At 72.9% G+C, this 23,892-nt stretch carries 18 protein-coding genes; 10 read left to right on the top strand and 8 right to left on the bottom strand.

Features of this window, described 5'->3' with window-relative positions; all coding sequences use genetic code 11:
• Window positions 1–412: 412 nt before the first annotated feature.
• A complete protein-coding gene (locus tag J116_RS17375; RefSeq protein WP_023588349.1) occupies window positions 413–1,090 on the top strand; it encodes a response regulator transcription factor in 678 nt (225 codons plus the stop codon).
• Between the two features lie 12 nt (window positions 1,091–1,102).
• Window positions 1,103–2,374, top strand: coding sequence for an ATP-binding protein (locus tag J116_RS17380; protein WP_023588350.1), 1,272 nt, complete (start codon window positions 1,103–1,105; stop codon window positions 2,372–2,374).
• A gap of 132 nt (window positions 2,375–2,506) precedes the next feature.
• On the opposite strand, the gene J116_RS17385 is transcribed toward J116_RS17380, so the two are convergent.
• Window positions 2,507–3,058, bottom strand: a complete 552-nt coding sequence (locus J116_RS17385; protein WP_023588351.1) for a GtrA family protein — start codon at window positions 3,056–3,058, stop codon at window positions 2,507–2,509.
• A 153-nt stretch (window positions 3,059–3,211) separates the two neighbouring features.
• Here J116_RS17385 and J116_RS17390 point away from each other — a divergent pair, with 153 nt between their 5' ends.
• From J116_RS17390 to J116_RS17400, 3 genes are read left to right on the top strand one after another with little or no spacing between them, the layout of a single operon-like run.
• Window positions 3,212–4,351, top strand: coding sequence for a 5-(carboxyamino)imidazole ribonucleotide synthase (locus tag J116_RS17390; RefSeq protein WP_028964183.1), 1,140 nt, complete (start codon window positions 3,212–3,214; stop codon window positions 4,349–4,351).
• 28 nt (window positions 4,352–4,379) lie between these two features.
• Window positions 4,380–4,877 (top strand): 5-(carboxyamino)imidazole ribonucleotide mutase, encoded by a 498-nt coding sequence (gene purE, locus J116_RS17395; RefSeq protein ID WP_037946771.1) that lies wholly within the window; start codon window positions 4,380–4,382, stop codon window positions 4,875–4,877.
• Window positions 4,878–4,909: 32 nt separating this feature from the next.
• Entirely contained in the window at window positions 4,910–6,121 is a 1,212-nt protein-coding gene (locus J116_RS17400) for a dipeptidase (protein ID WP_051203806.1), read from the top strand.
• Window positions 6,122–6,388: 267 nt separating this feature from the next.
• Here the strand turns inward: J116_RS17400 and J116_RS17405 are convergent, their stop codons facing one another.
• Complete coding sequence (locus tag J116_RS17405) at window positions 6,389–7,732, bottom strand: UDP-glucose dehydrogenase family protein (protein WP_023588355.1); 1,344 nt, start codon at window positions 7,730–7,732, stop codon at window positions 6,389–6,391.
• Between the two features lie 196 nt (window positions 7,733–7,928).
• Between J116_RS17405 and J116_RS17410 the strand changes: the two genes are divergently transcribed.
• The gene (locus J116_RS17410; RefSeq protein WP_023588356.1) at window positions 7,929–9,086 is read left to right on the top strand and encodes an acyl-CoA dehydrogenase family protein; all 1,158 of its coding nucleotides are present in this window, start codon (window positions 7,929–7,931) and stop codon (window positions 9,084–9,086) included.
• A gap of 167 nt (window positions 9,087–9,253) precedes the next feature.
• Here J116_RS17410 and J116_RS17415 read toward each other — a convergent pair whose 3' ends face one another.
• Window positions 9,254–10,264 (bottom strand): glycosyltransferase family 2 protein, encoded by a 1,011-nt coding sequence (locus J116_RS17415; protein WP_023588357.1) that lies wholly within the window; start codon window positions 10,262–10,264, stop codon window positions 9,254–9,256.
• 203 nt (window positions 10,265–10,467) lie between these two features.
• Here J116_RS17415 and J116_RS17420 point away from each other — a divergent pair, with 203 nt between their 5' ends.
• A complete protein-coding gene (locus J116_RS17420) occupies window positions 10,468–12,066 on the top strand; it encodes an LCP family glycopolymer transferase (protein WP_023588358.1) in 1,599 nt (532 codons plus the stop codon).
• 111 nt (window positions 12,067–12,177) lie between these two features.
• Here the strand turns inward: J116_RS17420 and J116_RS17425 are convergent, their stop codons facing one another.
• Window positions 12,178–12,711, bottom strand: a complete 534-nt coding sequence (locus tag J116_RS17425) for an acyl-CoA thioesterase (RefSeq protein WP_028964186.1) — start codon at window positions 12,709–12,711, stop codon at window positions 12,178–12,180.
• A gap of 119 nt (window positions 12,712–12,830) precedes the next feature.
• Between J116_RS17425 and J116_RS17430 the strand changes: the two genes are divergently transcribed.
• Window positions 12,831–14,117: an LCP family protein gene (locus J116_RS17430; RefSeq protein WP_201258813.1), complete on the top strand. Its 1,287-nt coding sequence runs from the start codon at window positions 12,831–12,833 to the stop codon at window positions 14,115–14,117.
• A 150-nt stretch (window positions 14,118–14,267) separates the two neighbouring features.
• Here J116_RS17430 and J116_RS17435 read toward each other — a convergent pair whose 3' ends face one another.
• The 4 genes from J116_RS17435 to J116_RS17450 all read right to left on the bottom strand — a co-directional run bounded on the left by J116_RS17435 (window position 14,268) and on the right by J116_RS17450 (window position 20,517).
• Complete coding sequence (locus tag J116_RS17435) at window positions 14,268–16,115, bottom strand: LCP family protein (RefSeq protein ID WP_023588361.1); 1,848 nt, start codon at window positions 16,113–16,115, stop codon at window positions 14,268–14,270.
• Between the two features lie 43 nt (window positions 16,116–16,158).
• Window positions 16,159–17,967 carry an LCP family protein gene (locus J116_RS17440; protein WP_023588362.1) on the bottom strand — a complete coding sequence of 603 codons (1,809 nt, stop codon included), beginning with the start codon at window positions 17,965–17,967 and terminating at the stop codon, window positions 16,159–16,161.
• 259 nt (window positions 17,968–18,226) lie between these two features.
• The gene (locus tag J116_RS17445) at window positions 18,227–19,426 is read right to left on the bottom strand and encodes an LCP family protein (RefSeq protein WP_023588363.1); all 1,200 of its coding nucleotides are present in this window, start codon (window positions 19,424–19,426) and stop codon (window positions 18,227–18,229) included.
• A gap of 317 nt (window positions 19,427–19,743) precedes the next feature.
• Window positions 19,744–20,517: a TIGR03089 family protein gene (locus J116_RS17450; protein WP_023588364.1), complete on the bottom strand. Its 774-nt coding sequence runs from the start codon at window positions 20,515–20,517 to the stop codon at window positions 19,744–19,746.
• A 128-nt stretch (window positions 20,518–20,645) separates the two neighbouring features.
• On the opposite strand from J116_RS17450, the gene J116_RS17455 reads away from it, so the two are divergent.
• Both J116_RS17455 and J116_RS17460 read left to right on the top strand, forming a co-directional pair.
• Complete coding sequence (locus J116_RS17455; protein WP_028964188.1) at window positions 20,646–22,493, top strand: N-acetylmuramoyl-L-alanine amidase; 1,848 nt, start codon at window positions 20,646–20,648, stop codon at window positions 22,491–22,493.
• Between the two features lie 96 nt (window positions 22,494–22,589).
• Window positions 22,590–23,729, top strand: a complete 1,140-nt coding sequence (locus J116_RS17460) for a mannose-1-phosphate guanylyltransferase (RefSeq protein ID WP_394331489.1) — start codon at window positions 22,590–22,592, stop codon at window positions 23,727–23,729.
• The last annotated feature ends 163 nt before the right edge of the window (window positions 23,730–23,892 follow it).

Here is a 23,892-nt window from a genome sequence, read left to right on the forward strand (position 1 = left end):
GTTCGGGACGCGTTCGCTTCGTGGGCGACCCGCGCCCGCTCCGGGCGGCCGGCACCGGCACGGCGGGGGCCGTACCGGGATCCACGCCCCGTCGCGCGCGACGGGACGTCGCACCGCGGAGCCCGGCCCACAGGTCATTCCTTCGCCGAGCAGAAAAGAGACCTTTGACGCGTTCAACGAGCGAAGCCGTCAAAGGTCCCCGATTACCACTTCGAGCGTCTCGCCACCATACGCCACGACAGTGCGGCATATGGAAGGACTTGAGAGATGGATCACAGGGGCTGGTGGAACCGCGACCCCACATTCAAAGGTCATTGTCAGGATTACACCCTGGACTCCAGGCGGGACCGATCTTGACCTGATCCCCCCACGACCCTCACGACCCCCACCTCCTGCGGACTACCATCACTGCATGACGCGTGTACTGCTCGCCGAGGACGACGCATCCATCTCGGAGCCCCTCGCCCGCGCCCTGCGGCGGGAGGGGTACGAGGTCGAGGTGCGGCAGGACGGACCCAGCGCGCTCGACACGGGACTGCAGGGCGGCGTCGACCTCGTCGTCCTGGACCTGGGCCTGCCCGGCATGGACGGCCTGGAGGTCGCCCGGCGGCTGCGCTCCGAGGGGCACACGGTGCCGATCCTCGTGCTGACCGCCCGCGCCGACGAGGTGGACACGGTCGTCGGGCTCGACGCGGGCGCCGACGACTACGTCACCAAGCCGTTCCGCCTCGCCGAGCTGCTCGCGCGCGTACGGGCCCTGCTGCGGCGCGGCGCCGCCGAGCCCGCCCCGCAGCCCGCGACGCACGGCGTCCGCATCGACGTCGAGTCGCACCGCGCCTGGATGGGCGACGAGGAGCTCCAGCTCACCGCCAAGGAGTTCGACCTGCTGCGCGTCCTCGTCCGTGACGCGGGCCGGGTCGTCACACGCGACCAGCTGATGCGCGAGGTCTGGGACACGACGTGGTGGTCGTCCACCAAGACCCTCGACATGCACATCTCCTGGCTCCGCAAGAAGCTCGGCGACGACGCGGCGAACCCCCGCTACATCGCCACCGTGCGCGGGGTCGGCTTCCGCTTCGAGAAGAGCTGAGGCGACTCCTCCGTGCGCCGCCGCCTCATCAGCTCCACGCTCGCCGTGGTGCTGGTCGTCATCGCCGTCTTCGGGGTCTCCCTCGTCATCGTGGAGACCCGGACGATCACCAGCAGCGCCCAGGAGAGCGTCGACTCGGAGGCGCTGCGGCTCGCCAGCATCGTGGACAGCCGCCTCATCAGCGGCGAGCGCGTCGACCCGGACATCCTGTCCGACCACAGCGGCGCCGAGCGGTACGCCCGCATCGACATCCCCGGCGGCCCCCGCATCGAGGTGGGCGACCGTCCCGAAGGCGGCGTCATCCGGGGCACGGCGGTGGGGGAGCACGGCGAGAAGGTCACCGTCGAGGAGTCCCGCTCCTCCATCACCCGCGAGGTCGGCCGTACGCTGCTGATCATCGGCGCGGTCGCGCTGCTGGCCGTCGTGGCCGCCGTCCTCCTCGCCGTACGGCAGGCCAACCGGCTCGCGTCGCCGCTCACCGACCTCGCCGGGACAGCCGAGCGGCTCGGCTCCGGCGACCCCAGGCCCCGGCACCGCCGCTACGGGGTGCCCGAGCTGGACCGGGTCGCGGACGTGCTGGACGCGTCCGCCGAGCGCATCGCCCGGATGCTCACCGCCGAGCGCCGCCTCGCCGCCGACGCCTCCCACCAGCTGCGCACCCCGCTGACCGCGCTGTCGATGCGGCTGGAGGAGATCGCCGTCACCGACGACCTGGACACGGCCCGCGAGGAGGCGACGATCGCGCTCGCCCAGGTCGAGCGGCTCACGGACGTCGTGCAGCGGCTGCTCACCAACTCCCGGGACCCCCGCACGGGCTCCGCCGTCGCCTTCGACCTGGACGAGGTCGTCAAGCAGCAGATCGAGGAGTGGCGCCCGGCGTACCGCAGCGCGGGCCGGGCGATCGTACGGTCGGGTAAGACCGGTCTGCGGGCCGTCGGCACGCCGGGCGCGGTCGCGCAGGTGCTGGCCGCGCTGATCGAGAACTCGCTGATGCACGGCGGCGGTACGGTCGCGCTGCGCACCCGTGTCACCGGCAACCAGGTGGTGGTCGAGGTCACCGACGAGGGGCCGGGCGTCCCGGCGGACCTGGGCGCGCGGATCTTCGAGCGGACCATCAGCGGCCGCAACTCCACGGGCATCGGCCTGGCCGTGGCCCGGGACCTCGCGGAGGCGGACGGCGGCCGTCTGGAGCTGGTGCAGCTGAAGCCCGCCGTGTTCGCGCTGTTCCTCAGCCGCGAGACCGTACGCAGGGACGAGACGCCGTCCCCCCGCCCGATCCGCTGACCCCGGGCCCCGGCCCGGTCCTGCGCCCCCCGACCGAGCCGACAGAGCCCGGCAGCAGAAGCCGGCAGACGACGACCGTCAGCGGCGGCCCATCCGGTACCGCGGCCTCAGCGGCGCCCCCCCCGGCACGCCTCAGCGGCGGCCGGCCGGGGCCGGGGTGTCCTGCGGCTTGCGCTGTCCCAGGATCGCTGCGGACGCGGCCGACGCGCCGTCGTCGCCCTCCGCGTCCGTCCCCTTCTCCTCACCGGTCTCCGGCAGTGCCCGGAACACCCACGTGCGGTACGACCAGAACCGGAACAGCGTGCCGACGCCGATTCCGAAGAACTTGAAGAAGTTGTTCTGCAGCGGGCTGTCCCACCCGAAGCCGTACGTCGCCGCGTACAGGATTCCGTTCTCGATCACCATTCCCGCGGCGCTGAACGCGAAGAACAGCGTCGCTTCGCGCGTCCGCCGTGTCTTGTCCCGGTCCCGGTAGGTGAAATAGCGGAAACCGACGTAGTTGCAGGCGATGGCGATGACCGTGGCCAGCAGGCTGGCGCGGACGACCGGCAGGTCCGTGGTCTGGCGCAGCAGGTTGAACGCGCCCATGTTGACGAGCACGCCGATTCCGCCGACGAGTCCGAATTTCGCTATCTCCCGGACGAGCCGTTCCAGCCGCACCCTCAGGGCGCTCTGTTCCGTCATAATGATCGTTTCAGTCCCGTCCGCCGGCCATGTGCGTCAACCCCGTCATGCTAACCATCACCCGCTGGGGACGCGCGGGTACGCGAGGCCGCCGCGACACGAGCCCGGCGGCCACCGTCACGCCCCGCGACGGGCGGCGGATACGCTAGGAGGGTGACGTTCCCGGTAGTCGGCATGGTCGGCGGCGGTCAGCTCGCCCGTATGACCCACGAGGCGGGCATCCCCCTCGGCATCAGATTCAGGCTTCTCAGTGACACGCCGCAGGATTCCGCGGCCCAGGTCGTGAGCGATGTCGTCATCGGCGACTATCGCGACCTGGACACGCTGCGTGACTTCGCGCGCGGCTGCGACGTGATCACCTTCGACCACGAGCACGTGCCCACCGAGCACCTCAGGGCCCTGGAGGCGGAGGGCATCCCCGTCCGCCCGGGCCCGGACGCGCTGGTGCACGCCCAGGACAAGGGCGTGATGCGCGCGAAGCTCGACGCGATCGGCGCGCCCTGCCCCCGCCACCGCATCGTGGCGGACCCGGCCGACGCGGCGGCGTTCGCCGCGGAGGGCGACGGCTTCCCGATCATCCTCAAGACGGTGCGCGGCGGCTACGACGGCAAGGGCGTGTGGTTCGTCCGTTCCGAGGAGGACGCCCGCGACCCGTTCCTCGCCGGGGTGCCGGTCCTCGCCGAGGAGAAGGTGGACTTCGTACGGGAGCTCGCGGCGAACGTCGTCCGCTCCCCGCACGGCCAGGCCGTCGCCTACCCGGTGGTCGAGTCCCGCCAGGTGGACGGCGTGTGCGACACGGTCATCGCCCCCGCTCCGGACCTGCCCGAGGAGCGCGCCCTGGAGGCCCAGCGCCTGGCGCTGCGCATCGCGGACGAGCTGGGCGTCGTCGGCCACCTCGCGGTGGAGCTGTTCGAGACCCGCGACGGCGGCGTCCTCGTCAACGAGCTGGCGATGCGCCCGCACAACTCCGGCCACTGGACCCAGGACGGCGCGGTCACCTCGCAGTTCGCCAACCACGTGCGGGCCGTCCTCGACCTGCCGCTCGGCGACCCGCGCCCCCGCGCCCGCTGGACGGTCATGGCGAACGTGCTCGGCGGCGACTACCCGGACATGTACCAGGGGTACCTGCACTGCATGGCCCGCGACCCGCAGCTCAAGATCCACATGTACGGCAAGGACGTGAAGCCCGGCCGCAAGGTCGGCCACGTCAACACCTACGGCGACGACCTGGACGACGTGCTGGAGCGCGCCCGCCACGCCGCCGACTACCTGCGAGGAACGATCGTTGAGTAACGCACCCGCGCCTGTCGTCGGCATCGTCATGGGCTCCGACTCCGACTGGCCCGTGATGGAGGCCGCCGCCCAGGCCCTCGACGAGTTCGAGATCCCGTACGAGGTGGACGTCGTCTCCGCGCACCGCATGCCGCGCGAGATGGTCGCGTACGGCGAGGGGGCCGCCGACCGCGGCCTCAAGGCGATCATCGCCGGGGCCGGGGGCGCCGCCCACCTGCCCGGCATGCTCGCCTCCGTCACGCCGCTGCCGGTCATCGGCGTGCCCGTGCCGCTGAAGTACCTCGACGGCATGGACTCGCTGCTCTCCATCGTGCAGATGCCGGCCGGTGTGCCCGTCGCCACGGTCTCCGTCGCCGGTGCCCGCAACGCGGGGCTGCTCGCGGCCCGCATGCTCGCCGCGCACGACGCGGACCTGCTGGCCCGCATGAAGGAGTTCCAGCAGGACCTGAACGACCAGGCCACGGAGAAGGGCAAGCGCCTGCGGGCCAAGGTCGAGGGCGCCGCGTCCTTCGGTTTCGCCAAGTGACGGGCGAGGCGCCCGCGCCGGGCGGGACTCCGGTGACCGGCGATGCCCCGGTGAGCGGCGCGCGGGACCTGGCGGCGGCGCGGGAGCTGCTCGCCGAGTTCCCCGTCGTGGACGGCCACAACGACCTGCCGTGGGCGCTGCGCGAGAAGGCCGGGTACGACCTGGAACGCCTCGACGTGGCCGCCGACCAGACGGGCCGGCTCCACACGGACCTGCCCCGGCTGCGCGCGGGCGGGGTGGGCGCCCAGTTCTGGTCGGTGTACGTCCGCAGCGACATGGCCGGCGACGACGCGGTCAGCGCGACCCTGGAGCAGATCGACTGCGTCGACCGGCTGCTGGCCCGCCACCCGTCGGAGCTGGCCCCGGCGCTGACGGCCGACGACATGGAGGCGGCCCGCGCCCAGGGCCGTATCGCGTCGCTCAAGGGCGCCGAGGGCGGCCACTCCATCAACAACAGCCTCGCCACGCTGCGCGCCCTGTACGCGCTGGGCGTGCGCTACATGACGCTCACGCACAACGACAACATCGCGTGGGCGGACTCGGCGACCGACGTACCGCGCGTCGGCGGTCTGTCGGCGTTCGGCCGCGAGGTGGTCCGGGAGATGAACCGCCTGGGCATGCTGGTGGACCTGTCGCACGTGGCGGCGACGACGATGCGGGACGCGCTGGACACGAGCGAGGCGCCGGTAATCTTCTCCCACTCGTCCGCGCGCGCCGTGTGCGACCACCCGCGCAACGTCCCCGACGACGTACTGGAGCGGCTCCCCGCCAACGGGGGCGTCGCCATGGCCACGTTCGTACCGAAGTTCATCCTGCCCGAGGCGGTGGAGTGGACGGCCCGCGCGGACGAGAACCTGCGGGCGCACGGCTTCCACCACCTGGACACCTCTGCGGAGGCGATGCGGCTGCACGCCGCGTTCGAGGCGGCGTACCCGCGTCCGGTGGCCACGGCCGCGACGGTCGCGGACCACCTCGACCACATGCGGGAGGCCGCCGGGATCGACCACATCGGCATCGGCGGCGACTTCGACGGCACGGCCTTCACGCCGGAGGGCCTGGACGACGTGTCCGGCTACCCGAACCTGATCGCGGAGCTGCTGGGGCGTGGCTGGTCCCGTACGGACGTGGCCAAGCTGACCTGGCGGAACGCGGTCCGTGTCCTGCGCGACGCGGAAGCGGTGGCCCGCGACGCCGCCGCCCGCCGCGGCCCGTCCACGGCCACACTCGCCGACCTGGACAGCTGACCCGCCCGTAGTACGACGAGTGCCCGTCCCCTCAGCCGAGGGACGGGCACTCGCGCGTCTCCTGGCCCGCGGCCTGCCCACACACCCATCCCCTGGCCGGCGGCCTGCCCACACGACGCGGAGCGCGGCGCCGTCCCGCCCCGTCGCGGGCCGCCGCCCCCGTCCTGGGCAGTCGGTCAGCTGGGGCGGAACGCATGCCCACAGCGGCAGCCACCCGCGGGGACCGGCACCCTCAGTCGGGGCCCGGGGTCGGCAGGGGCCCCGGGGTCAGGCGCGGGGGCGGCCCATCGCGCGGAACGTCCACCCCGCCGCGCGCCAGCGCTCCGCGTCCAGCGCGTTGCGGCCGTCCAGGATGATCCGGGCGTTGACGACCTCGCCCAGCTCCTCCGGGTCCACCTCGCGGAACTCGCGCCACTCCGTCAGGTGCAGCACCACATCGGCGCCCCGCACCGCCTCCAGTGCGCTCTCGGCGTACCCGAGCGTCGGGAACACGCGCCGCGCGTTGTCCATGCCCTTCGGGTCGTACACGGTGACCTGGCCGCCCTGGAGGTGGATCTGCCCGGCGACGTTCAGCGCGGGCGAGTCCCGCACGTCGTCGGAGTCCGGCTTGAACGCCGCGCCCAGCACCGCGACCCGCTTGCCGAGGAACGTCCCGTCGCCCAGCGCCTCGCGCGCCATGCCGACCATCTGGCTGCGGCGCCGCATGTTGATGGAGTCGATCTCCCGCAGGAACGTCAGCGCCTGGTCGGCGCCCAGCTCCCCGGCGCGGGCCATGAACGCGCGGATGTCCTTGGGCAGGCAGCCGCCGCCGAAGCCGATTCCGGCGCGCAGGAACTTGGCGCCGATCCGCTCGTCGTAGCCGATGGCCTCCGCGAGCTTGGCGACGTCACCACCGGCGGCCTCGCAGACCTCGGCCATCGCGTTGATGAAGGAGATCTTGGTGGCGAGGAAGGAGTTCGCGGCGGTCTTCACCAGCTCGGCGGTCGGGAAGTCCGTCACGACGAACGGCGAGCCCTGGCCGACCGGCACCTCGTACACCTCGCGCATGACCTTCTCGGCGCGCGCGCTCTCCACGCCGACGACGATCCGGTCCGGGCGGAGCGTGTCCTGGACGGCGAAGCCCTCGCGCAGGAACTCCGGGTTCCACGCCAGCTCCACGTCCGCGCCCGCCGGGGCGCGCTCGGCGAGGAGCCGCGAGAGGCGCTCGGCGCTGCCGACGGGGACGGTGGACTTGCCGACGACCAGGCAGGGCTTCTTCAGGTGCGGGGCGAGCGCCCCGAAGGCGGCGTCGACGTAACTCATGTCGCAGCCGTACTCGCCGTGCTTCTGCGGCGTGTTCACGCAGACGAAGTGGACGTCGCCGAAGTCGGCCGCCTCCTCCCAGGAGGTGGTGAAGCGCAGCCGCCCGGTCGAGCCCTCGATACCGGCGACGTGCTTGTGCAGCAGCTCCTCCAGGCCCGGCTCGTACATGGGCACGCGGCCCTGCGACAGCATCTCGATCTTCTCGGGGACGATGTCGAGCCCGAGGACCTCGAAGCCGATCTCCGCCATGGCCGCTGCGTGCGTGGCGCCGAGGTATCCGGTGCCGATCACGGTGATCTTGAGGGCCATGTGCGCTGCTCCAGTGCTGTACGTGCCGGGAATGCGAACCGAGCATAGTCGGGGGAGGACGGGGGCAGGCATCCGGCGGCGCGTCGGCTGTCAGCAAGCTCACGTGAACCTCACATATGCCGGACAGCCCGCCGCCCACTAAAATTCGGGTTACTTAACGGTAGTTAGCACCGCAGCTCAGGGGAGTGAGACAGACATGGCGGGAACGCCTGACTTCGACCTGTACCGCCCGTCCGAGGAGCACGACATGCTCCGGGACACCGTCCGCTCGCTCGCCGAGGCCAAGATCGCGCCGTACGCCGCCGCGGTGGACGAGGAGGCCCGCTTCCCGCAGGAGGCGCTGGACGCGCTCGTCTCCTCCGACCTGCACGCGGTGCACGTGCCCGAGACGTACGGCGGCGCGGGCGCGGACGCCCTCGCCACCGTGATCGTCATCGAGGAGGTGGCCCGCGTCTGCGCGTCGTCCTCCCTGATCCCGGCCGTGAACAAGCTGGGCTCGCTGCCGGTGATCCTGTCCGGCTCCGAGGAGCTGAAGAGCAAGTACCTGGGCCCGCTCGCCAAGGGCGACGCGATGTTCTCGTACTGCCTGTCGGAGCCCGACGCGGGCTCGGACGCGGCCGGCATGAAGACGAAGGCCGTCCGCGACGGCGACCACTACATCCTCAACGGCGTGAAGCGCTGGATCACCAACGCCGGCGTCTCCGAGTACTACACGGTCATGGCCGTCACGGACCCGGAGAAGCGCTCCAAGGGCATCAGCGCCTTCGTCGTGGAGAAGGGCGACGAGGGCGTCTCCTTCGGCGCCCCGGAGAAGAAGCTCGGCATCAAGGGCTCCCCGACCCGCGAGGTGTACCTCGACAACGTCCGCATCCCGGCCGACCGCATGATCGGTGCCGAGGGCACGGGCTTCGCGACGGCGATGAAGACCCTGGACCACACCCGCATCACCATCGCGGCCCAGGCGCTCGGCATCGCGCAGGGCGCCCTCGACTACGCCAAGGGCTACGTCCAGGAGCGCAAGCAGTTCGGCAAGGCCATCGCCGAGTTCCAGGGCGTGCAGTTCATGCTGGCCGACATGGCGATGAAGCTGGAGGCGGCCCGCCAGCTCACGTACGCGGCGGCGGCCAAGTCGGAGCGCGTGGACGGCGACCTGACCTTCTTCGGCGCGGCGGCCAAGTGCTTCGCGTCCGACGTGGCGATGGAGATCACCACGGACGCGGTCCAGCTGCTCGGCGGCTACGGCTACACGCGCGACTACCCGGTCGAGCGCATGATGCGCGACGCCAAGATCACCCAGATCTACGAGGGCACGAACCAGGTCCAGCGCATCGTCATGGCCCGCAACCTCCCGTAACCCCCCGCACCCCGCGAACGGCCCCCGGCAGCCCCCACGGCCACCGGGGGCCGTCCCCGTTCAGGGGCGGCGCCGTGGCGGTGCGGTGCGGGTGGTGCGCGGCGAAGGCCCCGGAGCCGAGTCGGGCACCGGGGCCTTTCGCACCGGCGTACCGGTGAAGGGACGGGTCAGGCGGCCGTGCGGACCGGGGGGCGGCGGCTGGCGATGACCTTGCGGGCCAGGGAGCGCGGGCTCGTCAGGAAGCCGTAGCCCCACGACATGTGCATCGTCGCCAGGGCCAGCGGGATCTGGACGCGGGCCTTCAGCGGCAGGCCCTTGCCCGCCGGGATGGAGCCCAGCATGATCGCCGCCAGGTAGCCGCCCGGTACGACGAAGCCCAGCGGGGTGAGCGTCGCGCCCACCACCAGGCCCGCCGCGATGGCGCAGACGGCCGTCGGCGGGGCCAGGTACCGCAGGTTGATGGAGCCCTGGTGGTAGCGGGCCACCACGTGGCGCCAGCGGCCGTAGTCCTTGTACTGCTTGGCCAGCGCCCGCACGGAGGGCCGCGGCCGGTACCGCACCCGCAGCTCGGGCGAGAACCAGATCAGCCCGCCCGCCTCGCGGATGCGGAAGTTCAGCTCCCAGTCCTGCGCCCGGATGAACTCCTCGTTGTAGCCGCCCTGCTGCTCCAGCGCCTCGCGCCGGAACACGCCCAGGTACACCGTCTCCGCGGGACCGGCCTCGCCGCCCGTGTGGAACGCGGCGTTGCCCACGCCGATCCGGGACGTCATGGCGGCGGCGACGGCGTCCTCCCAGGCGTTCTCGCCCTCGGCGTTCATGATGCCGCCGACGTTCTGCGCGCCGGTCTCCTCCAGCAGCCGCACCGCCGTCGCGATGTAGTTCGGCGACAGCATCCCGTGGCCGTCCACCCGTACGACGATCGGGTGGCGCGACGCCTTGATCGCGGCGTTCAGCGCGGCGGGCGTCCGGCCCGTCGGGTTGGGCACGGTGTGCACGCGCGGGTCCTCGCGGACCAGCTCGGCGGCGATCTCGTCGGTGCGGTCCGTGGACGGGCCGAGCGCGATCACCACCTCCATCTCGCCGTCGTAGTCCTGGTCGAGGATGTGACGGACCGCGTCGCGAAGATGCCGCTCCTCGTTGAGGACCGGCATGATCACGGAGACCGGGGGGAGAGGCATGGCTCCTCGGAGGTACGTAAGGACGGCCCGGGGCGGCGACGGCCCCGGGGCCCGGGGCGAACCCGGCGGGCGGACAGGAGTATCGCCCGCCACGTTACCGCGAACGGGGGACACCGCCGCGACCCGCCCGGCCGGTGCGACGGGCCGTTGATCGTATGGGCCTACTGTGGCGATCCCCCCATTCGCCCGCGGAGGTGTCCCTCGTGCCCACGCCGCCCCGCCGACCCGCCCGCCAGGTCCCCCGACCGCCGGCCCCCGGCGCGAGACGGCCGGCCGGCGGCGGAGGGCAGCCGGTCGGCCCGCGCCCCCGGCGGGAGACACGACCGCGCGCACCCCACGTACGCACCCCGCCGCAGCCGCGTCGGCGGCAGCCTCCGGGCGCCCCGCCCCGGCCGCCTCGGCGCCGCCGGGGCCGGTGGGCCGCGCGGATGGCGACCGCCCTGTCCGTCCTGGTCCTCGCGGCGGGCGGCATCGGCCACGCCGTCGTCACCAGCCTCGACACGGGCATCGGCCGCGTGGACGCCTTCAAGGACATGAAGAACCGCCCCACCGCGGGTCACGGCACGAACATCCTGGTCGTCGGCACCGACGGCCGCGACAAGGTCACCCCCGCCGACAAGGCCCGCTACCGGCTCGGCGGCGCCCCCTGCAACTGCACCGACACGATCATGCTGGCCCACATCTCGGAGGACCGTAAGCGCGCCAGCCTCGTCTCGCTGCCCCGCGACTCGTACGCCGAGCTGCCCGAGCACACCGACGCCACCACCGGCGAACGCCACGACGGCCACCCGGTCAAGCTGAACGCCGCGTACGCCGAGGGCGGGGCCAACCTCACCGTACGGACCGTCGAGCGGATGACCGGCGTGAAGATCGACCACTACCTGGAGATCGACTTCACCAGCTTCATGCGCACCGTCGACGCCGTCGGCGGCGTCCGGATCTGCACCGCCCGCCCCATAAAGGACCCGTACACCGGGCTCGACCTGCCCGCCGGGACCCACACCCTCGACGGCGGCAAGGCCCTCCAGTACGTCCGCTCCCGCCATGTGGACGGGGCGTCCGACCTGGGGCGGATGGAGCGGCAGCAGCGGTTCGTCGCCGCGCTCATCGACCGGGTGGCGGGCAGCGGCGCGCTGCTCAACCCGGTGCGGTTCCGGCAGGTCCTGGACGCGATGGCCGGCTCGGTACGCGCCGACCGGGGCTTCGGTACGGAGCAGATGCTGGCGCTGGCCAAGGCGATGCGCGGGCTCACGGCCGCCTCGTCCGAGTTCACGTCCGTGCCGGTCGCCGCGACCGGGATGCGCGTCGAGGGCATCGGCTCGACGGTGAGGTGGGACGCGCCGCGGGCGCAGGAGCTGTTCGCGGCCCTCCGCGAGGACCGGCCGCTCGCCACCAGGCCCGTCAAGGCCGAGCCGCGCCGCACGGTCGTGGACGTACCGCCCCGCAACATCCGGGTGCAGGTGTACAACGGCACGGCGGTGCGGGGCCTGGGCGCCCGCGTGGACGCCGCGCTGCGGGCGACGGGCTTCGACACGACCCGCACCCCGTACAACGCCGACCGGCGGGACACCGCGCGGACCGTCGTCCGGTACGACCCGCGCTGGGACCGCTCGGCGAAGTCCCTCGCGGCCGCCCTGCCGGGCGCCGAACTGCGGGCCGTGGCGGGGCAGGGGCCGCTGATGAAGGTGACGGCGGGCACGGACTTCAAGGCCGTACGGCCGGTGCGCGCCGAGAGCCCGGCACCGGCCCGCCCGTCCGGCAAGCCGGAGGCCCTCACCGGCGACCAGGTCGTCTGCCCCTGACGCGCCCGAGGCGGCGTGCCGCCGAGGCCCCGCGGCGCCGGACACGCTGCTGCCCTGAGGCCCCGGGACCAGAGGCCGGGGGCCTCAGCCGGCCCCCGGGGCCCGGCGTGCTCAGTCGTCGATGCCCTCCGCCGCCCGGCGCTCGCGCAGCTCCTTGATGGCGCGGCGGCGGGCCAGGCGGTGGGTGCGGCGGATCTGGGCCTCCTGGTAGCGGCGCTTGTCGCGCTCCGTCTCCGGGATCACCGGCGGTACGGGACGGGGCTTGCCGTCCGCGTCCACGGCGGCGAACACCAGGTACGCCGAGCCGACCTGCGTGGCCGGAGTGGACTCGTTCCACCGCTCGGCCAGCACCCGCACGCCGACCTCCATCGAGGACCGGCCCGTCCAGTTGACCTGCGCCTTCACATGGACGAGGTCCCCGACGCGCACCGGCTCCAGGAACACCATCTCGTCCATGGACGCGGTCACCGCGGGCCCGCCGGAGTGGCGTCCGGCGACCGCGCCCGCCGCGTCGTCCACCAGCTTCATGATCACGCCGCCGTGCACCGTGCCGAGCAGATTCGTGTCGTTGCCCGTCATGATGTGGCTGAGCGTGGTGCGGGACGCCGAGGTCGGCTTGCCCTCGGGGATGGCCTGGTCTGTCATGCCCTCCACCATATGCCCGGAGTCGGGAAGCTCCGCATTGCATCAGCTTCGCTACAGCGGAGCCCCGATTCCCCACCCGCCCTGTAGGGGCCGCACGGGCGCGCGGCACACTGTTGCGCATGAATGACTGGCCTGAAGGATGGTCCGGCGGCCGTGACGGGCGTCACGGCCGCGGCAGCGCCGACGCCCAGCCCGAGGGCGCCCGCGTCATGCCCCACGTACGGCCCGGGTCCGTGCCGCCGCAGCAGCGGCAGGGGTACGACGACGTGGCCGGCCACGCCGCCGCGTCGTACGACAGCGGCTACAACACGGGCCAGGTCTACGGCGTCCCGCGCGGCGCGGGTCCCGGCGGCCCGGGAGGCCCCGGAGGCGGCGGCCACGGAACCGGCATGCCGCCCTCGCCGTCGTACAGCCCCGGCGCGCGCCCCGCGGACTGGGGCCGCCGGATCAAGGTCGGCGCCATCACGGTCGCCGTCGTCCTCGTGGCCACGACGATCGGCACGTACTTCTGGGCCGACGGCAAGATGCGCCGCGAGGTGGACCTCGCCAAGGTCATCGAGCGCCCCCAGGAGGGCGACTGCACCACGTACCTCATCGTCGGCTCCGACAGCCGCGAGGGCATGACGGCCGAGGACAAGAAGCGCCTGCACACCGGCTCCGCCGACGGCAAGCGCACCGACTCGATGATGATCCTCGCCGCGTGCGGCAGCGGGAACACGATGATCTCCCTGCCGCGCGACTCGGACGTGGAGATCCCCACCTTCGTCGGCTCCGAGTCGGGCAAGACCTTCAAGGGCACCGGCCGCCGGGTGAAGCTGAACGCCGCGTACGCCGAGGACGGCCCCGAGCTGCTCGTCCGCACCGTCGAGCACAACACCGGCCTGCGCATCGACCACTACGCGGAGATCGGTTTCGCGGGCTTCGCCAACATCGTGGACGCGCTCGGCGGCGTCGAGATGACCATCGAGAAGGGCTTCAAGGACAAGAAGTCCGGCGCCGACTTCCAGGCGGGCAAGCAGACCCTCGACGGCGAGCAGGCCCTCGCCTTCGTCCGCACCCGGTACGCCTTCGCCGAGTCGGACCTGGCGCGGACGAAGAACCAGCAGAAGTTCCTCGCCGCGCTCGCGAGCCAGGCGGCGACGCCCGGCACGGTCCTCAACCCGTTCAAGCTGTACCCGACGCTCGGCGCCGGGCTCGACACGCTGATCGTGGACAAGGACATGTCGCTGTTCGACCTCGCCGAGATGTTCTTCGCGATGAAGAGCGTCAACGGCGGCGACGGCACGTCCATGAACATGCCCGTGTCGGGCAGCCGCGGCGGCAACCTCGTCTGGGACAAGGCGAAGGTGAAGGAGCTGGTGCGGCAGATCCAGAACGACGAGAAGGTCACCGTCACCGAGAAGTGACGCGCGGGCGGTACGAGAGGGGCGGGGCCGGTCACCGTACGAGGTGACCGGCCCCGCCCTTCATGCCGTACGGCCCTACGCGCGCGGAGGGCGCGCCCGCCTCCGCGCGCGTAGGCGGTACGGCCCCGCACGCGGCGGGGCCGTACCCGGCTACCAGCGGTAGGGCTTGTAGACGTCCATGCACTCGGCCTTCGCGCCGTTGGAGTTCTCGGCCTCCGGCGGCAGGTCACCGGCCTTGGGGGAGTCCTGCTTAGGGAACGTGTCGCCCTCGCGCCAGTCCCCGCCGATCGTCAGCGTCAGCCCGTCCACGTCGCCGGCGGGCCGCACGGCACCGGTCGGCAGGCCGAGCGCCTTCGCAACGGACAGCGCGTCCGCCTTGCCCTGCGCGCCCGCCGACTCCGGGTAGGCGAGCAGCGTCTCGGCCTTCGGAGCCGCCGTCTGGGATGCCTCGGCCTGCGTGAAGCCCTTGCCGCGCAGCACGTCCTTGATGCTGCCCGCGCGGCCCTTCACCGCGTACTGCCCGTCCACCCCGGTGCCGTTGACGACCGTCACGGCGAGCGAGGCGGGCGCCGCTGCGGGCGGACCGGGGTCCTTCGGCGCGGTGGACGGCTTCTTCGAGGTGTCCGGGCCGCCGTTGGCGTCGAAGGGGATGTCCTCGCGGAGCATCTTCCAGATCTGCTGCGCGGGCTTCTGAGCGGGCAGCAGATGCGCCCGGTTCTGGTGGTCCTCGACCGTCGGCAGCGTCGTCATGGTGATGCGGTTGACGGGGACGTCCTTCAACTCCATGGCCAGGTCGAAGAGGTCCTGCACCCTGCCCAGCTCGTCGGAGACCTGGAGCGCCTTGGTCCCGGCCTCCGCCAGGTCCATGATGCGGCCGGTGTCCGTGAACGCGTTCTGCTGCTTCAGCTGGCGCAGCATCGCGTTCATGTACATGTGCTGGGCCTTGGCGCGGCCCTGGTCGTTGAAGAAGGCGTGCCGGGTGCGCAGCCACGCCAGCGCCTGCTCGCCCTTGATGTACGTCTCGCCCTTGCGCAGCTTGAGCCCGGAGCCGCCCTTGACCTGGGCGGTGGGCCGGTCCCACACGTTGTCCTTGACGCACACGGGGACGCCGCCGACCGCGTCGGCCATCCGCACCACGCCCGCGAAGTCCACCATCATCCAGTGGTCGATGTAGACGCCGGTCAGCTTCTCCCAGGTGGTGAGGGTGCAGCCGGGCCCGCCGCGCTGGAGCGACTCGGTGATGATCCGGTTGGTCGGCGGGAACTCCTCGCCCGTTTCCGCGTCCTTGCAGGCGGGGATGTCGACGCGGGTGTCGCGCGGGATGCTCACCACGGCGGCGCTCTTGCGGTCGGCGGAGACGTGCAGCAGCATCTGGACGTCACCGCGCGGCTTGTCGCCGACGGTGTCCTTGGCGCCGCCGAGGGCCAGGTTCTCCTTGGAGTTACGGCCGTCCGCGCCGATCAGCAGGATGTTCAGCGGGGTGTTGCCGGACGCGTCGGGGGCGGCCTTCTGCACGCCGCTGTCGCCGCCGCTGCGGTCGCCGCTGCGGATGTTGCCGTTGAGGTGCTCGATGTAGAGGTATCCGGCGCCCGCCGTGGCGAGTATCAGCAGCGACACGACCGAGGCCACCCAGCGCAGCACCCGCCGTTTGCCGCTCCTCGCCCGTCGGCGGGGCCGCCCGCCGGCCCTGCGGCGCCCGCCCCCCGCGCCCCGTCGGCCGGGCGCGGATCTTCCGCCCGGCCCGCCGTCGTCCTCCTCGTCCGGGGCGTCGCCCTCCGCGCGCCGGGCAGCCCTGCGCCCGGTACCGGACCCGGCGCCCGCGCCCCTTCCCGTACCGCCGTCGGAGCCGTCGTCCGTTCCGGCGGCGCCCTGGCCGCCGGAGCGGCCGTCGGCCTGGCCCGCCGTGTCGAGGCCGTCGTCCCAGCCCGTGTCACGGGCCTTCCGGGCGTGCGGGACGCCGTCCCGCGTCCCCTCCCCACGCACGCTGCTGTGTCCCACCCACGTCTCCCCTGGTGAAAATCCCCTGTGGATCAGGTGCGCGTCACTTCGCGCACACCTGCTTGTCCGCTGCCACCGCACCCTCCGGCGCCTTCGCCGGACCGGTGAGGGGCACCCCCGCACCCTTGAAGTCCTTGCCGAGGGTGAGGGTCATCGGCTCGCGCTCCCCTGCGTCCGCCGTGCCCTGCTTCAGCGCCGCCGCGGGCAGCCCCATGAGGTCCGCGAGCGCGCGGGCCTGGTCCGCCTGGTTCGGCGCGAACTCCAGCGTCGTCTTCGGGATGTCCGCCGGAGCGTTGGCCTTGTTCGACGACTTCAGCACTCCGGCCGAGTTCTGGAGCCAGTTGATGGTGGACTGGGCGCCGCCGCGGACACCGCTGCCGTTGTACACGTCGACGCGTACGTCGGAGGGCTTGGCGCGGGGACCCTCGAGGAGTGCCGCCTGTGTCGCCTTCTCGGCGTTCTTGGCGTCCTTCTCCTTCTGCTCCACCTCGCTGAGCGAGATGTCGTTCTTGATGATCGAGAAGAGCGGCTCGGCCTTCGCCTCGTTGAGGACGACCGTCGCCTTGATCTTCTCGTGCGGGTTGTCGAGCACCGGGACCGTGGCGAACGTGATGTTCTTCGGGTCGACCTTGGCGACCTCCATGCCCAGCTCCTGGAGCTTCTTGACGCTGCCTATGCCGTCGTCGACGGTGAGCGCCTTGGTCGCCGCGTCGGCGAGGTCCAGCAGCTTCGACGGGCTGGTCAGCGTCTCGCTCGACTTCATCTGACGGAACATCGCGCCCATGAACTGCTGCTGCGTCTGGATGCGGCTCAGGTCGCTCTTGTTCCCGAACGCCTGACGCGTACGGACGAACGCCAGCGCCTGCTCGCCCTGGATGAGGCTCTTGCCCTTCGGCAGGTCGAGGCCGGACTTGTCGTCCTTCACGGCCTCCTCGACGCACACCTCGACACCGCCGACCGCCGTCGAGAGGGTCTTCACGGCGTTGAAGTCGACCATCATGAAGTGGTCGATGGGGACGCCGGTCATCTTGTGGACGGTGGCCATGGTGCAGCCGGGGTTGCGGTCCATCTGGCCGAGGCTGGTGTTGAAGCGCACCCCGCTCTGTGCCGGGATCGTCTTCTCCGTCCCGTCCTCCAGCCGGACCGTGCACTCGGGGATGTCGGTGATCAGGTCGCGCGGGATGGACAGGGCCGTGGCGTTCGTCCGGTCCTTCGACACGTGCAGCAGGATCGTCGTGTCGGCGTGGCCGGGGCTGTTCTTGTCGCCGTAGCCGGAGTTGCCGTCGCCGGTGCGCTTGTCGGTGCCGATGACCAGGATGTTGATGGCCTGGTCCTTCTTGAACCCGTTGCCGCCGCCCGCGCCCGCGACGTCGATGGTGCTGAGGTTCCCGTCGAGCCGCTCGTACAGGTAGTAGGCGACACCGCCGGTGGCGAGCAGGGTGAACGCGGTGACGCCGCCGGTCCACATCAGGACCTTCTTGGTACGGCTCTTCTTGTCCTTCGCCTTGCCCCTGCGCCGTCCCGAGGCGGCCGGTGCCGCGGCCCGGCGCCCGCCGCCCTGCGCGGGCGGCTCGGCGGTACGGCGCCTGCGCTGGCCGGGCACCTCCGGCGCGCGGCGCCGCGTACCGGTCGGCGCGTCCTCGTCGGCGGCGTCCGGCGCCTTGGCCGGTTCTGAGGCCCTGCGGGCGGCGCGGCGGCCCTGCGGGGGCGGGGTGCTGGAGCGGGGTGTCCCGGAGGGTGGCTGCCCTGTGGAGTGGTCCAGTCGCAGTTCGTAGTTACCGGTCTGCGGGTTGAGTACCCACTGGTCGGCGGGGTCGATCTCCTCCGCCCCTCCACGGCTGTGCGCGTCCACGGTTGCCTGAATCCTCCGTCGGTGCCACGCGAGGCGCCCCTCCCCCTCCGGGCGCTCGGTCTTACGATCCACGGGTGCGCGTCCTGCTCGGTCGCCGCACCGGATCGCGTCACACTATCCGCCCAGTTCAACGCGGGTCGACGTCCGTGACAAATTCCACGGCACTTACAAGCGGGCATTCCGCCCAATCGTCATACTCCGCCGCCCCCGTCACGACTTTCCTCACACCTCCCTCGTGGGTCCCTCGCGGTCCCGCCCCTTACGGGCACGCGTTCACGGCCGCGTTGGTTCCGGTGAACGTGGGCACGGGAGCGGGGCTCGCCGCGCCCTCGGGCCCGGCGCTCGCGGCACCGGACGGGCCGCTGCCGGGGCTCGGTCGCGTCGACGGTGCCGGTCCGTCGCCGCCCCGCTCAGTGGCCGGGACGACCACCACCGGGTCGTCCGCGCGCAGCCGCTTGAACAGCCGCCCCGCGTCCGGCTGCACCAGCTCGTCCCGGTTCGGGTCGATGTGGTGAGCCTTCCGGGGAACCGTCAGGAACTGCACCTTTTCGGTCGGTACGCTGCGCAGCCGCCGCGCCAGGTCGTACAGGTCCTTCAGGGAGGCGAGCCCCGGGTCGGTGGTGAGCGACTTGGTGGCCGCGTCGAGGACCGGGTACAGCTTGGCCGGATTGAGCAGCACGCCGTTGCTCTGCACCTTCGTCACGAGCGCGCCGAGGAACTCCTGCTGCCGGTTCATCCGCTCCGTGTCGCTGCCGTCGCCGAGCGACTTGCGGGCCCGTACGTACCCGAGGGCCTGCTCCCCGTCGAGCGTCTGCGGCCCGGCCGCCAGCTTGAGCTTGGCGTCCGGGTCGTCGATCGGCTCGCGGACGCACACCCGTACGCCGCCGACCGCGTTCACCATGTCCTTGAAGCCCCGGAAGTCGATCACCATGTGGTGGTCCACGCGGATGCCGGTCAGCTTCTCGACCGTACGGATCGTGCACGCCGTCCCGCCGAGCTGGAACGCCAGGTTGAACTGCGCGAACCGGGGCGCCGACCGCTTGCCCCCGCGCGTGCGGCAGCCGGGCACTTCCACCATCAGGTCGCGTGGGATCGACACGGCCGTCACGCCGTGGCCGCGCGCCGACAGATGGAGCAGGATCGTCGTGTCCGACCGCTGCGTGCCCCGGTCCCGCCCGTACTCGGCGTTCTCCCCGGCCCGGCTGTCGGAGCCGACGAGCAGGATGTTCTTGCCGCCGCGCGGTACCGGCGCGGGGCGCTCGCGCTCGTACCGCCTCAGCTCGGCCAGCGCCGTCGTGTCGGTGGTGATGTTGCCGTCGAGCTTCCGGTACAGCCACCAGCCGGTCCCGGCGGCCGCGAGGACGACGGCGGACGAGCCGAGCGCCGCCCAGCGCAGCCACGTCGGCCGGCGGCCGGCCGAGGTGTCCGGGTCCGGGGGAGTGCCGGCGGTGTCCGTCACGTCGTCAGTCCGTCCTTCGAGGGCGTCGGCGGCACCCGGGGCGGCCGTCGCGCAGTGAGACGGCGGAGCCCCGCGCGGGTTGTGCGCCGGTGAGGCGTACGCCCGATGATGTACCGGTCGGGCCCCCGGAACCCGGCGGACTCGGCTCGTCGTCCGCCGGACGGGTGGACCTGGGGACGTGTCGGCCCGCCACGGCCCGGCCGTCGGCCCCCGCCGGCCCCCGGCGGCTCCGCTCGTGGACCCTCGCCGGGCTTCGTCGGCCCTGGCCCCCGTCAGCCCCCGTCAGCCCTCGTCGGGCTTCGTCGGCCCTGGCCCCGTCAGCCCTCGTCGGCCCGGTGCGTGACGCGCTCGCTCTCGATCCGCGCGGCCAGCGCCTCCGGCGCCAGTTCCTGCGGGTGGCGGCACAGGACGACGGACCCGCCCGCGGCCAGCGGCGCGTACAGCCCGGCCGACACGCCGTCCCAGGAGTCCCAGGCCAGCCCGGACAGCAGCCGCGACCCGGGCCCGAGGCCGCGCCGCGCCGCGTCCGCGCGGGCCCGCCCGACCAGCCCGGCGCCCGTCAGTTCCGTACGGCCGCCATCCGTCTCCCGTACGGCGAGGGCGACGGCGCCCGGATCGACGGGGACGTACGGGGCGAACCGGTCGCCCTGGCTCGGCACCTCGACCGCGTAGTCGTCGTATCCGGCGGGCGGTGCGGGGAAGCGGCGGCCCAGCGGGGCGAGCGACAGCGCGAGGCGCCCGCCCGTGCAGGCCAGGCCGTCGTCCAGCCGGTCGGGCCCGGCCACCACGTGGTCCGCGGCGGCGGGGTCGCCGTCGAGGTCGGCCACCACGCCCACGGAGGCGCAGGCGACCAGCCACACGGCGGTCTGCCAGTGCGCGGGCAGCAGCAGCGCCACCCGCTCGCCGGGCTCGGCGGAGAGCCCGTCCTGGAGCAGGTTCGCCGTCTTGGCCACCCAGTTGGCGAAGGTGGCCACGGAGAGTTCGACGCGCTCACCGGTGGCGTCGTCGTAGTACGTGACCAAGGGGCGCGCGGGGTCCGCGGCGAGCGCGGATCGCAGCAGGTCGGCAGGGGTGCGGTCGCTGGCGTTCACGCGGGAAAGCGTACGCGTGCGGGGCGGGCGCGGCGGGGCCGAGCGGGTGACGCGGTACTCCGGACGGGGCGACGGGGCGTCAGGAAAGCCGAGAAGCGCAACTGCGGGGAATTGTCCAGTATCTGGCTATGCGTTCCATTCGAGTTCCCTTGATCGGCGTAGCGGTCGCGGTCGCCACCGCGTCCGGCTCCGCCCTCGCGCTGCCCCTGCCCCTGTCCGCGTCGGCCGTCGCCGCGCCCGCGACGGGCTCCGACGCGCCGGACCCCGGTGCGTCGGGTGACGTGCCGGACCCCGGCTCCACCCGCTCCCTGCCACTCGTGCCGCTCGCCGGCCACGAGCGCAGCGCGGCTCCCGGCACCCGCGCCGTCCAGGGCCTGCCGCGCCGGGACGTCGAACCGTTCTCGCTGGTCGGCGTCGTCTGGGAGGAACCCGACGCCGAACTGCACGGCACGGTCCAGGTGCGTACGCGCTCCGCCGCGACCGGTGCCTGGTCGGCCTGGCAGGACCTGGACGCCCATCAGCACGACCACGCCGCCGACCCCGGTACGGCCGAGGCCCGTTCGCAGGCGGTGCGCGGCGGGACCGCGCCGCTGTGGGTGGGCGACTCGGACGGCGTCGAGGTGCGCGTACGGCCCGAGGCGCCGGACGAGCGCGGTGCCGCCCCGGCCCTGCCGCGCGGGCTGCGGGTCGAGCTGGTCGACCCGGGCGAGGCGCCGGACGCGGCCCCCGGCGCGAAGGCGGAGGCGGGTGGGCCGTCTGGCGCGGGGCTCCGTACGTCCTCTCGTACGCTGCCCGGTACGGCCTCCGGGGTGGCGCTCGGCACGGCGCCCGGCGTCGCGCGGGACGACGGCGGTACGGGCGCCGGGCGCCTGGACGCGGCGCCCGAGGACGACGCCCCGCACGACGACGCGGAGGTGGACGGACCCGCCGACGACGGCACGGACACCCCCGCTGATCCGACGGCGGCCGACCCGACGGCCGACACCCCCACCGGCCCGGCCACCGATGACACGGACCCGGCCACGGACCCGGACTCCGCCACGGACCCGGCCACCGACGGCGCCGACCCCGCGTCCGAGACCGACGCCGACCCCGCGTCAGGCACCGGGACCGACACCGACGAAAGCCCCGCCGAGCCCGCGGGCACCGGCCAGGGCGCCCCCGCCGTCGCGCTCACCGCCGAGGAGTCCGCCGCGTCTGCCGTCAACGCCGACCTGGCATCCATCGGCGCCACCGAGATCCCGGCCCTCACCAAGGCCCAGACCGAAGAGGCGCTCGCCGACGCGCTCGCCGACGCGGACTCCGGCTCCGGTACCGACTCCAACGCCGCCACCGGCGCCGACGCGACCACCGCCGCCGCCAAGCCGTACATCGGCCCGCGCCCGCGCATCGTGACCCGCAAGGGCTGGGGCGCCGACGAGAAGCTGCGCGAGGCGAACTTCCTGTACACCAAGTCCGTCCAGGCGGCCTTCGTCCACCACAGCGCGACCGGCAACAACTACACCTGCGCCCAGGCGCCGTCCGTCCTGCGCGGCATCTACCGCTACCACGTGCAGAGCATGGGCTGGCGCGACCTCGGCTACAACTTCGCCGTGGACAAGTGCGGCACCATCTACGAGGGCCGCGCGGGCGGAGTCGCCAAGCCCGTCCAGGGCGCCCACACCCTCGGGTTCAACGCCAACACGACCGGCATCGCCGTGATCGGCTCGTTCGCCTCCACCACCCCGCCCGCCAAGGCCGTCACCGCCGTGGCCAAACTGACGGCGTGGAAGCTGGGCCTCCACGGCAAGAACCCGCGCGGCAAGAGCACCCTGACGTCCGGCGGCGGAAACCTGTACAAGAAGGGCACGAAGGTCCAGCTCAACACCATTTCGGGCCACCGCGACGGGTACTCCACCGCCTGCCCCGGCACCAAGCTGTACGGCAAGCTCGGAACCATCCGGGCGGCCGCGGCCGACTACCAGGGGAGGCCCTGACCGAAGCGCCATGTCGAACCGTCTGTCCAGGTCTGCCTAGGATCTGCCTACACTGCCTGGTCGTGCCGATCATATGAGCGGTCTCCGGCCGTGCTCATGACGCCGGATCGGCCACCACCCGACGACCGGCCCAGCAGGAAGCAGAGACGACAGGTGACAGAAGCGATCCTCCTGGTCGGCGGCAAGGGAACCAGGCTGCGACCGATGACGGTGAACACCCCGAAGCCGATGGTCCCCGCGGCGGGCGTGCCGTTCCTCACGCACCAGCTCGCCCGGGCCCGCGCGGCGGGCGTCGAGCACATCGTGCTGGCGACCTCGTACCTGGCAGAGGTGTTCGAGCCGTACTTCGGCGACGGATCGTCACTGGGGCTCCACCTGGAGTACGTCACCGAGGTGGAGCCGCTCGGCACCGGCGGCGCGATACGCAACGTCGCCTCGCGGCTCACGTCGGGGCCGGACGAGCCGGTCCTCATCTTCAACGGGGACATCCTGACCGGCCTCGACATCCGCGCCCTGGTCGACACCCACGAGACGTCGGGCGCCGACGTCTCCCTGCACCTGACCCGCGTCGAGGACCCGCGGGCGTTCGGGCTCGTCCCCACCGACCCCACCGGGCGCGTCACGGCCTTCCTGGAGAAGCCGCAGACCCCCGAGGAGATCGTCACCGACCAGATCAACGCCGGTGCGTACGTCTTCCGCCGGTCCGTCATCGACACGATCCCCGCGGACCGGCCCGTCTCCGTCGAGCGCGAGACCTTCCCCGGGCTCCTCGCGGACGGTGCCCACCTCCAGGGCATGGTGGACTCGACGTACTGGCTCGACCTCGGCACCCCGCAGGCGTTCGTGCGCGGCTCCGCCGACCTGGTCCTGGGCCGCGCCCCGTCCCCGGCCGTGCCGGGCCGCTGCGGCGACCGCCTCGTCGTCGACGGTGCCTCCGTCGCCCCGGACGCCAAGCTCACCGGCGGTACGGTCATCGGCGCCGGCGCCACGGTCGGCGAGGGCGCCCGGATCGACGGCAGCGCCGTCATGGCGGGCGCGGTCGTGGAGCCCGGCGCGGTCGTCACCGACTCGCTCGTCGGCGAGGGAGCCCGGATCGGGGCCCGCACCGTGCTGCACGGCGCGGTGATCGGCGACGGTGCGCACGTGGGCGCGGACAACGAGCTGCGCGACGGCGTACGCGTCTGGTGCGGGGCCCGCCTGCCCGACGCGTCGGTGCGCTTCTCCTCCGACCAGTAACGGGTCTCGGCTCCGGCGGTCGGTCGGTCTTCTCCGGCGCTCCGCTCCGCTCGGCTCCGGGCGGTGGTCCGGCCCGTCCGGGACTACCCTGTTCGGGACCCCCGGACATCCCGTACCACCCCTGGAGCCCCCGTGGCCGGCCGCTACGCCCCCCGCCCCCGGC

Origin of the sequence: Streptomyces thermolilacinus SPC6 (genome assembly GCF_000478605.2) — a bacterium.
Lineage (GTDB): Bacteria > Actinomycetota > Actinomycetes > Streptomycetales > Streptomycetaceae > Streptomyces > Streptomyces thermolilacinus.

Excerpts from the sequence above, each read along its gene's own strand:
- J116_RS17375 (WP_023588349.1), top strand. The coding sequence starts at position 413 with ATGACGCGTGTACTGCTCGCCGAGGACGACGCATCCATCTCGGAGCCC.
- J116_RS17385 (WP_023588351.1), bottom strand. The coding sequence starts at position 3,058 with ATGACGGAACAGAGCGCCCTGAGGGTGCGGCTGGAACGGCTCGTCCGG.
- purE (WP_037946771.1), top strand. The coding sequence starts at position 4,380 with ATGGGCTCCGACTCCGACTGGCCCGTGATGGAGGCCGCCGCCCAGGCC.
- J116_RS17405 (WP_023588355.1), bottom strand. The coding sequence starts at position 7,732 with ATGGCCCTCAAGATCACCGTGATCGGCACCGGATACCTCGGCGCCACG.
- J116_RS17410 (WP_023588356.1), top strand. The coding sequence starts at position 7,929 with ATGGCGGGAACGCCTGACTTCGACCTGTACCGCCCGTCCGAGGAGCAC.
- J116_RS17415 (WP_023588357.1), bottom strand. The coding sequence starts at position 10,264 with ATGCCTCTCCCCCCGGTCTCCGTGATCATGCCGGTCCTCAACGAGGAG.
- J116_RS17425 (WP_028964186.1), bottom strand. The coding sequence starts at position 12,711 with ATGACAGACCAGGCCATCCCCGAGGGCAAGCCGACCTCGGCGTCCCGC.
- J116_RS17430 (WP_201258813.1), top strand. The coding sequence starts at position 12,831 with ATGAATGACTGGCCTGAAGGATGGTCCGGCGGCCGTGACGGGCGTCAC.
- J116_RS17455 (WP_028964188.1), top strand. The coding sequence starts at position 20,646 with ATGCGTTCCATTCGAGTTCCCTTGATCGGCGTAGCGGTCGCGGTCGCC.
- J116_RS17460 (WP_394331489.1), top strand. The coding sequence starts at position 22,590 with ATGACGCCGGATCGGCCACCACCCGACGACCGGCCCAGCAGGAAGCAG.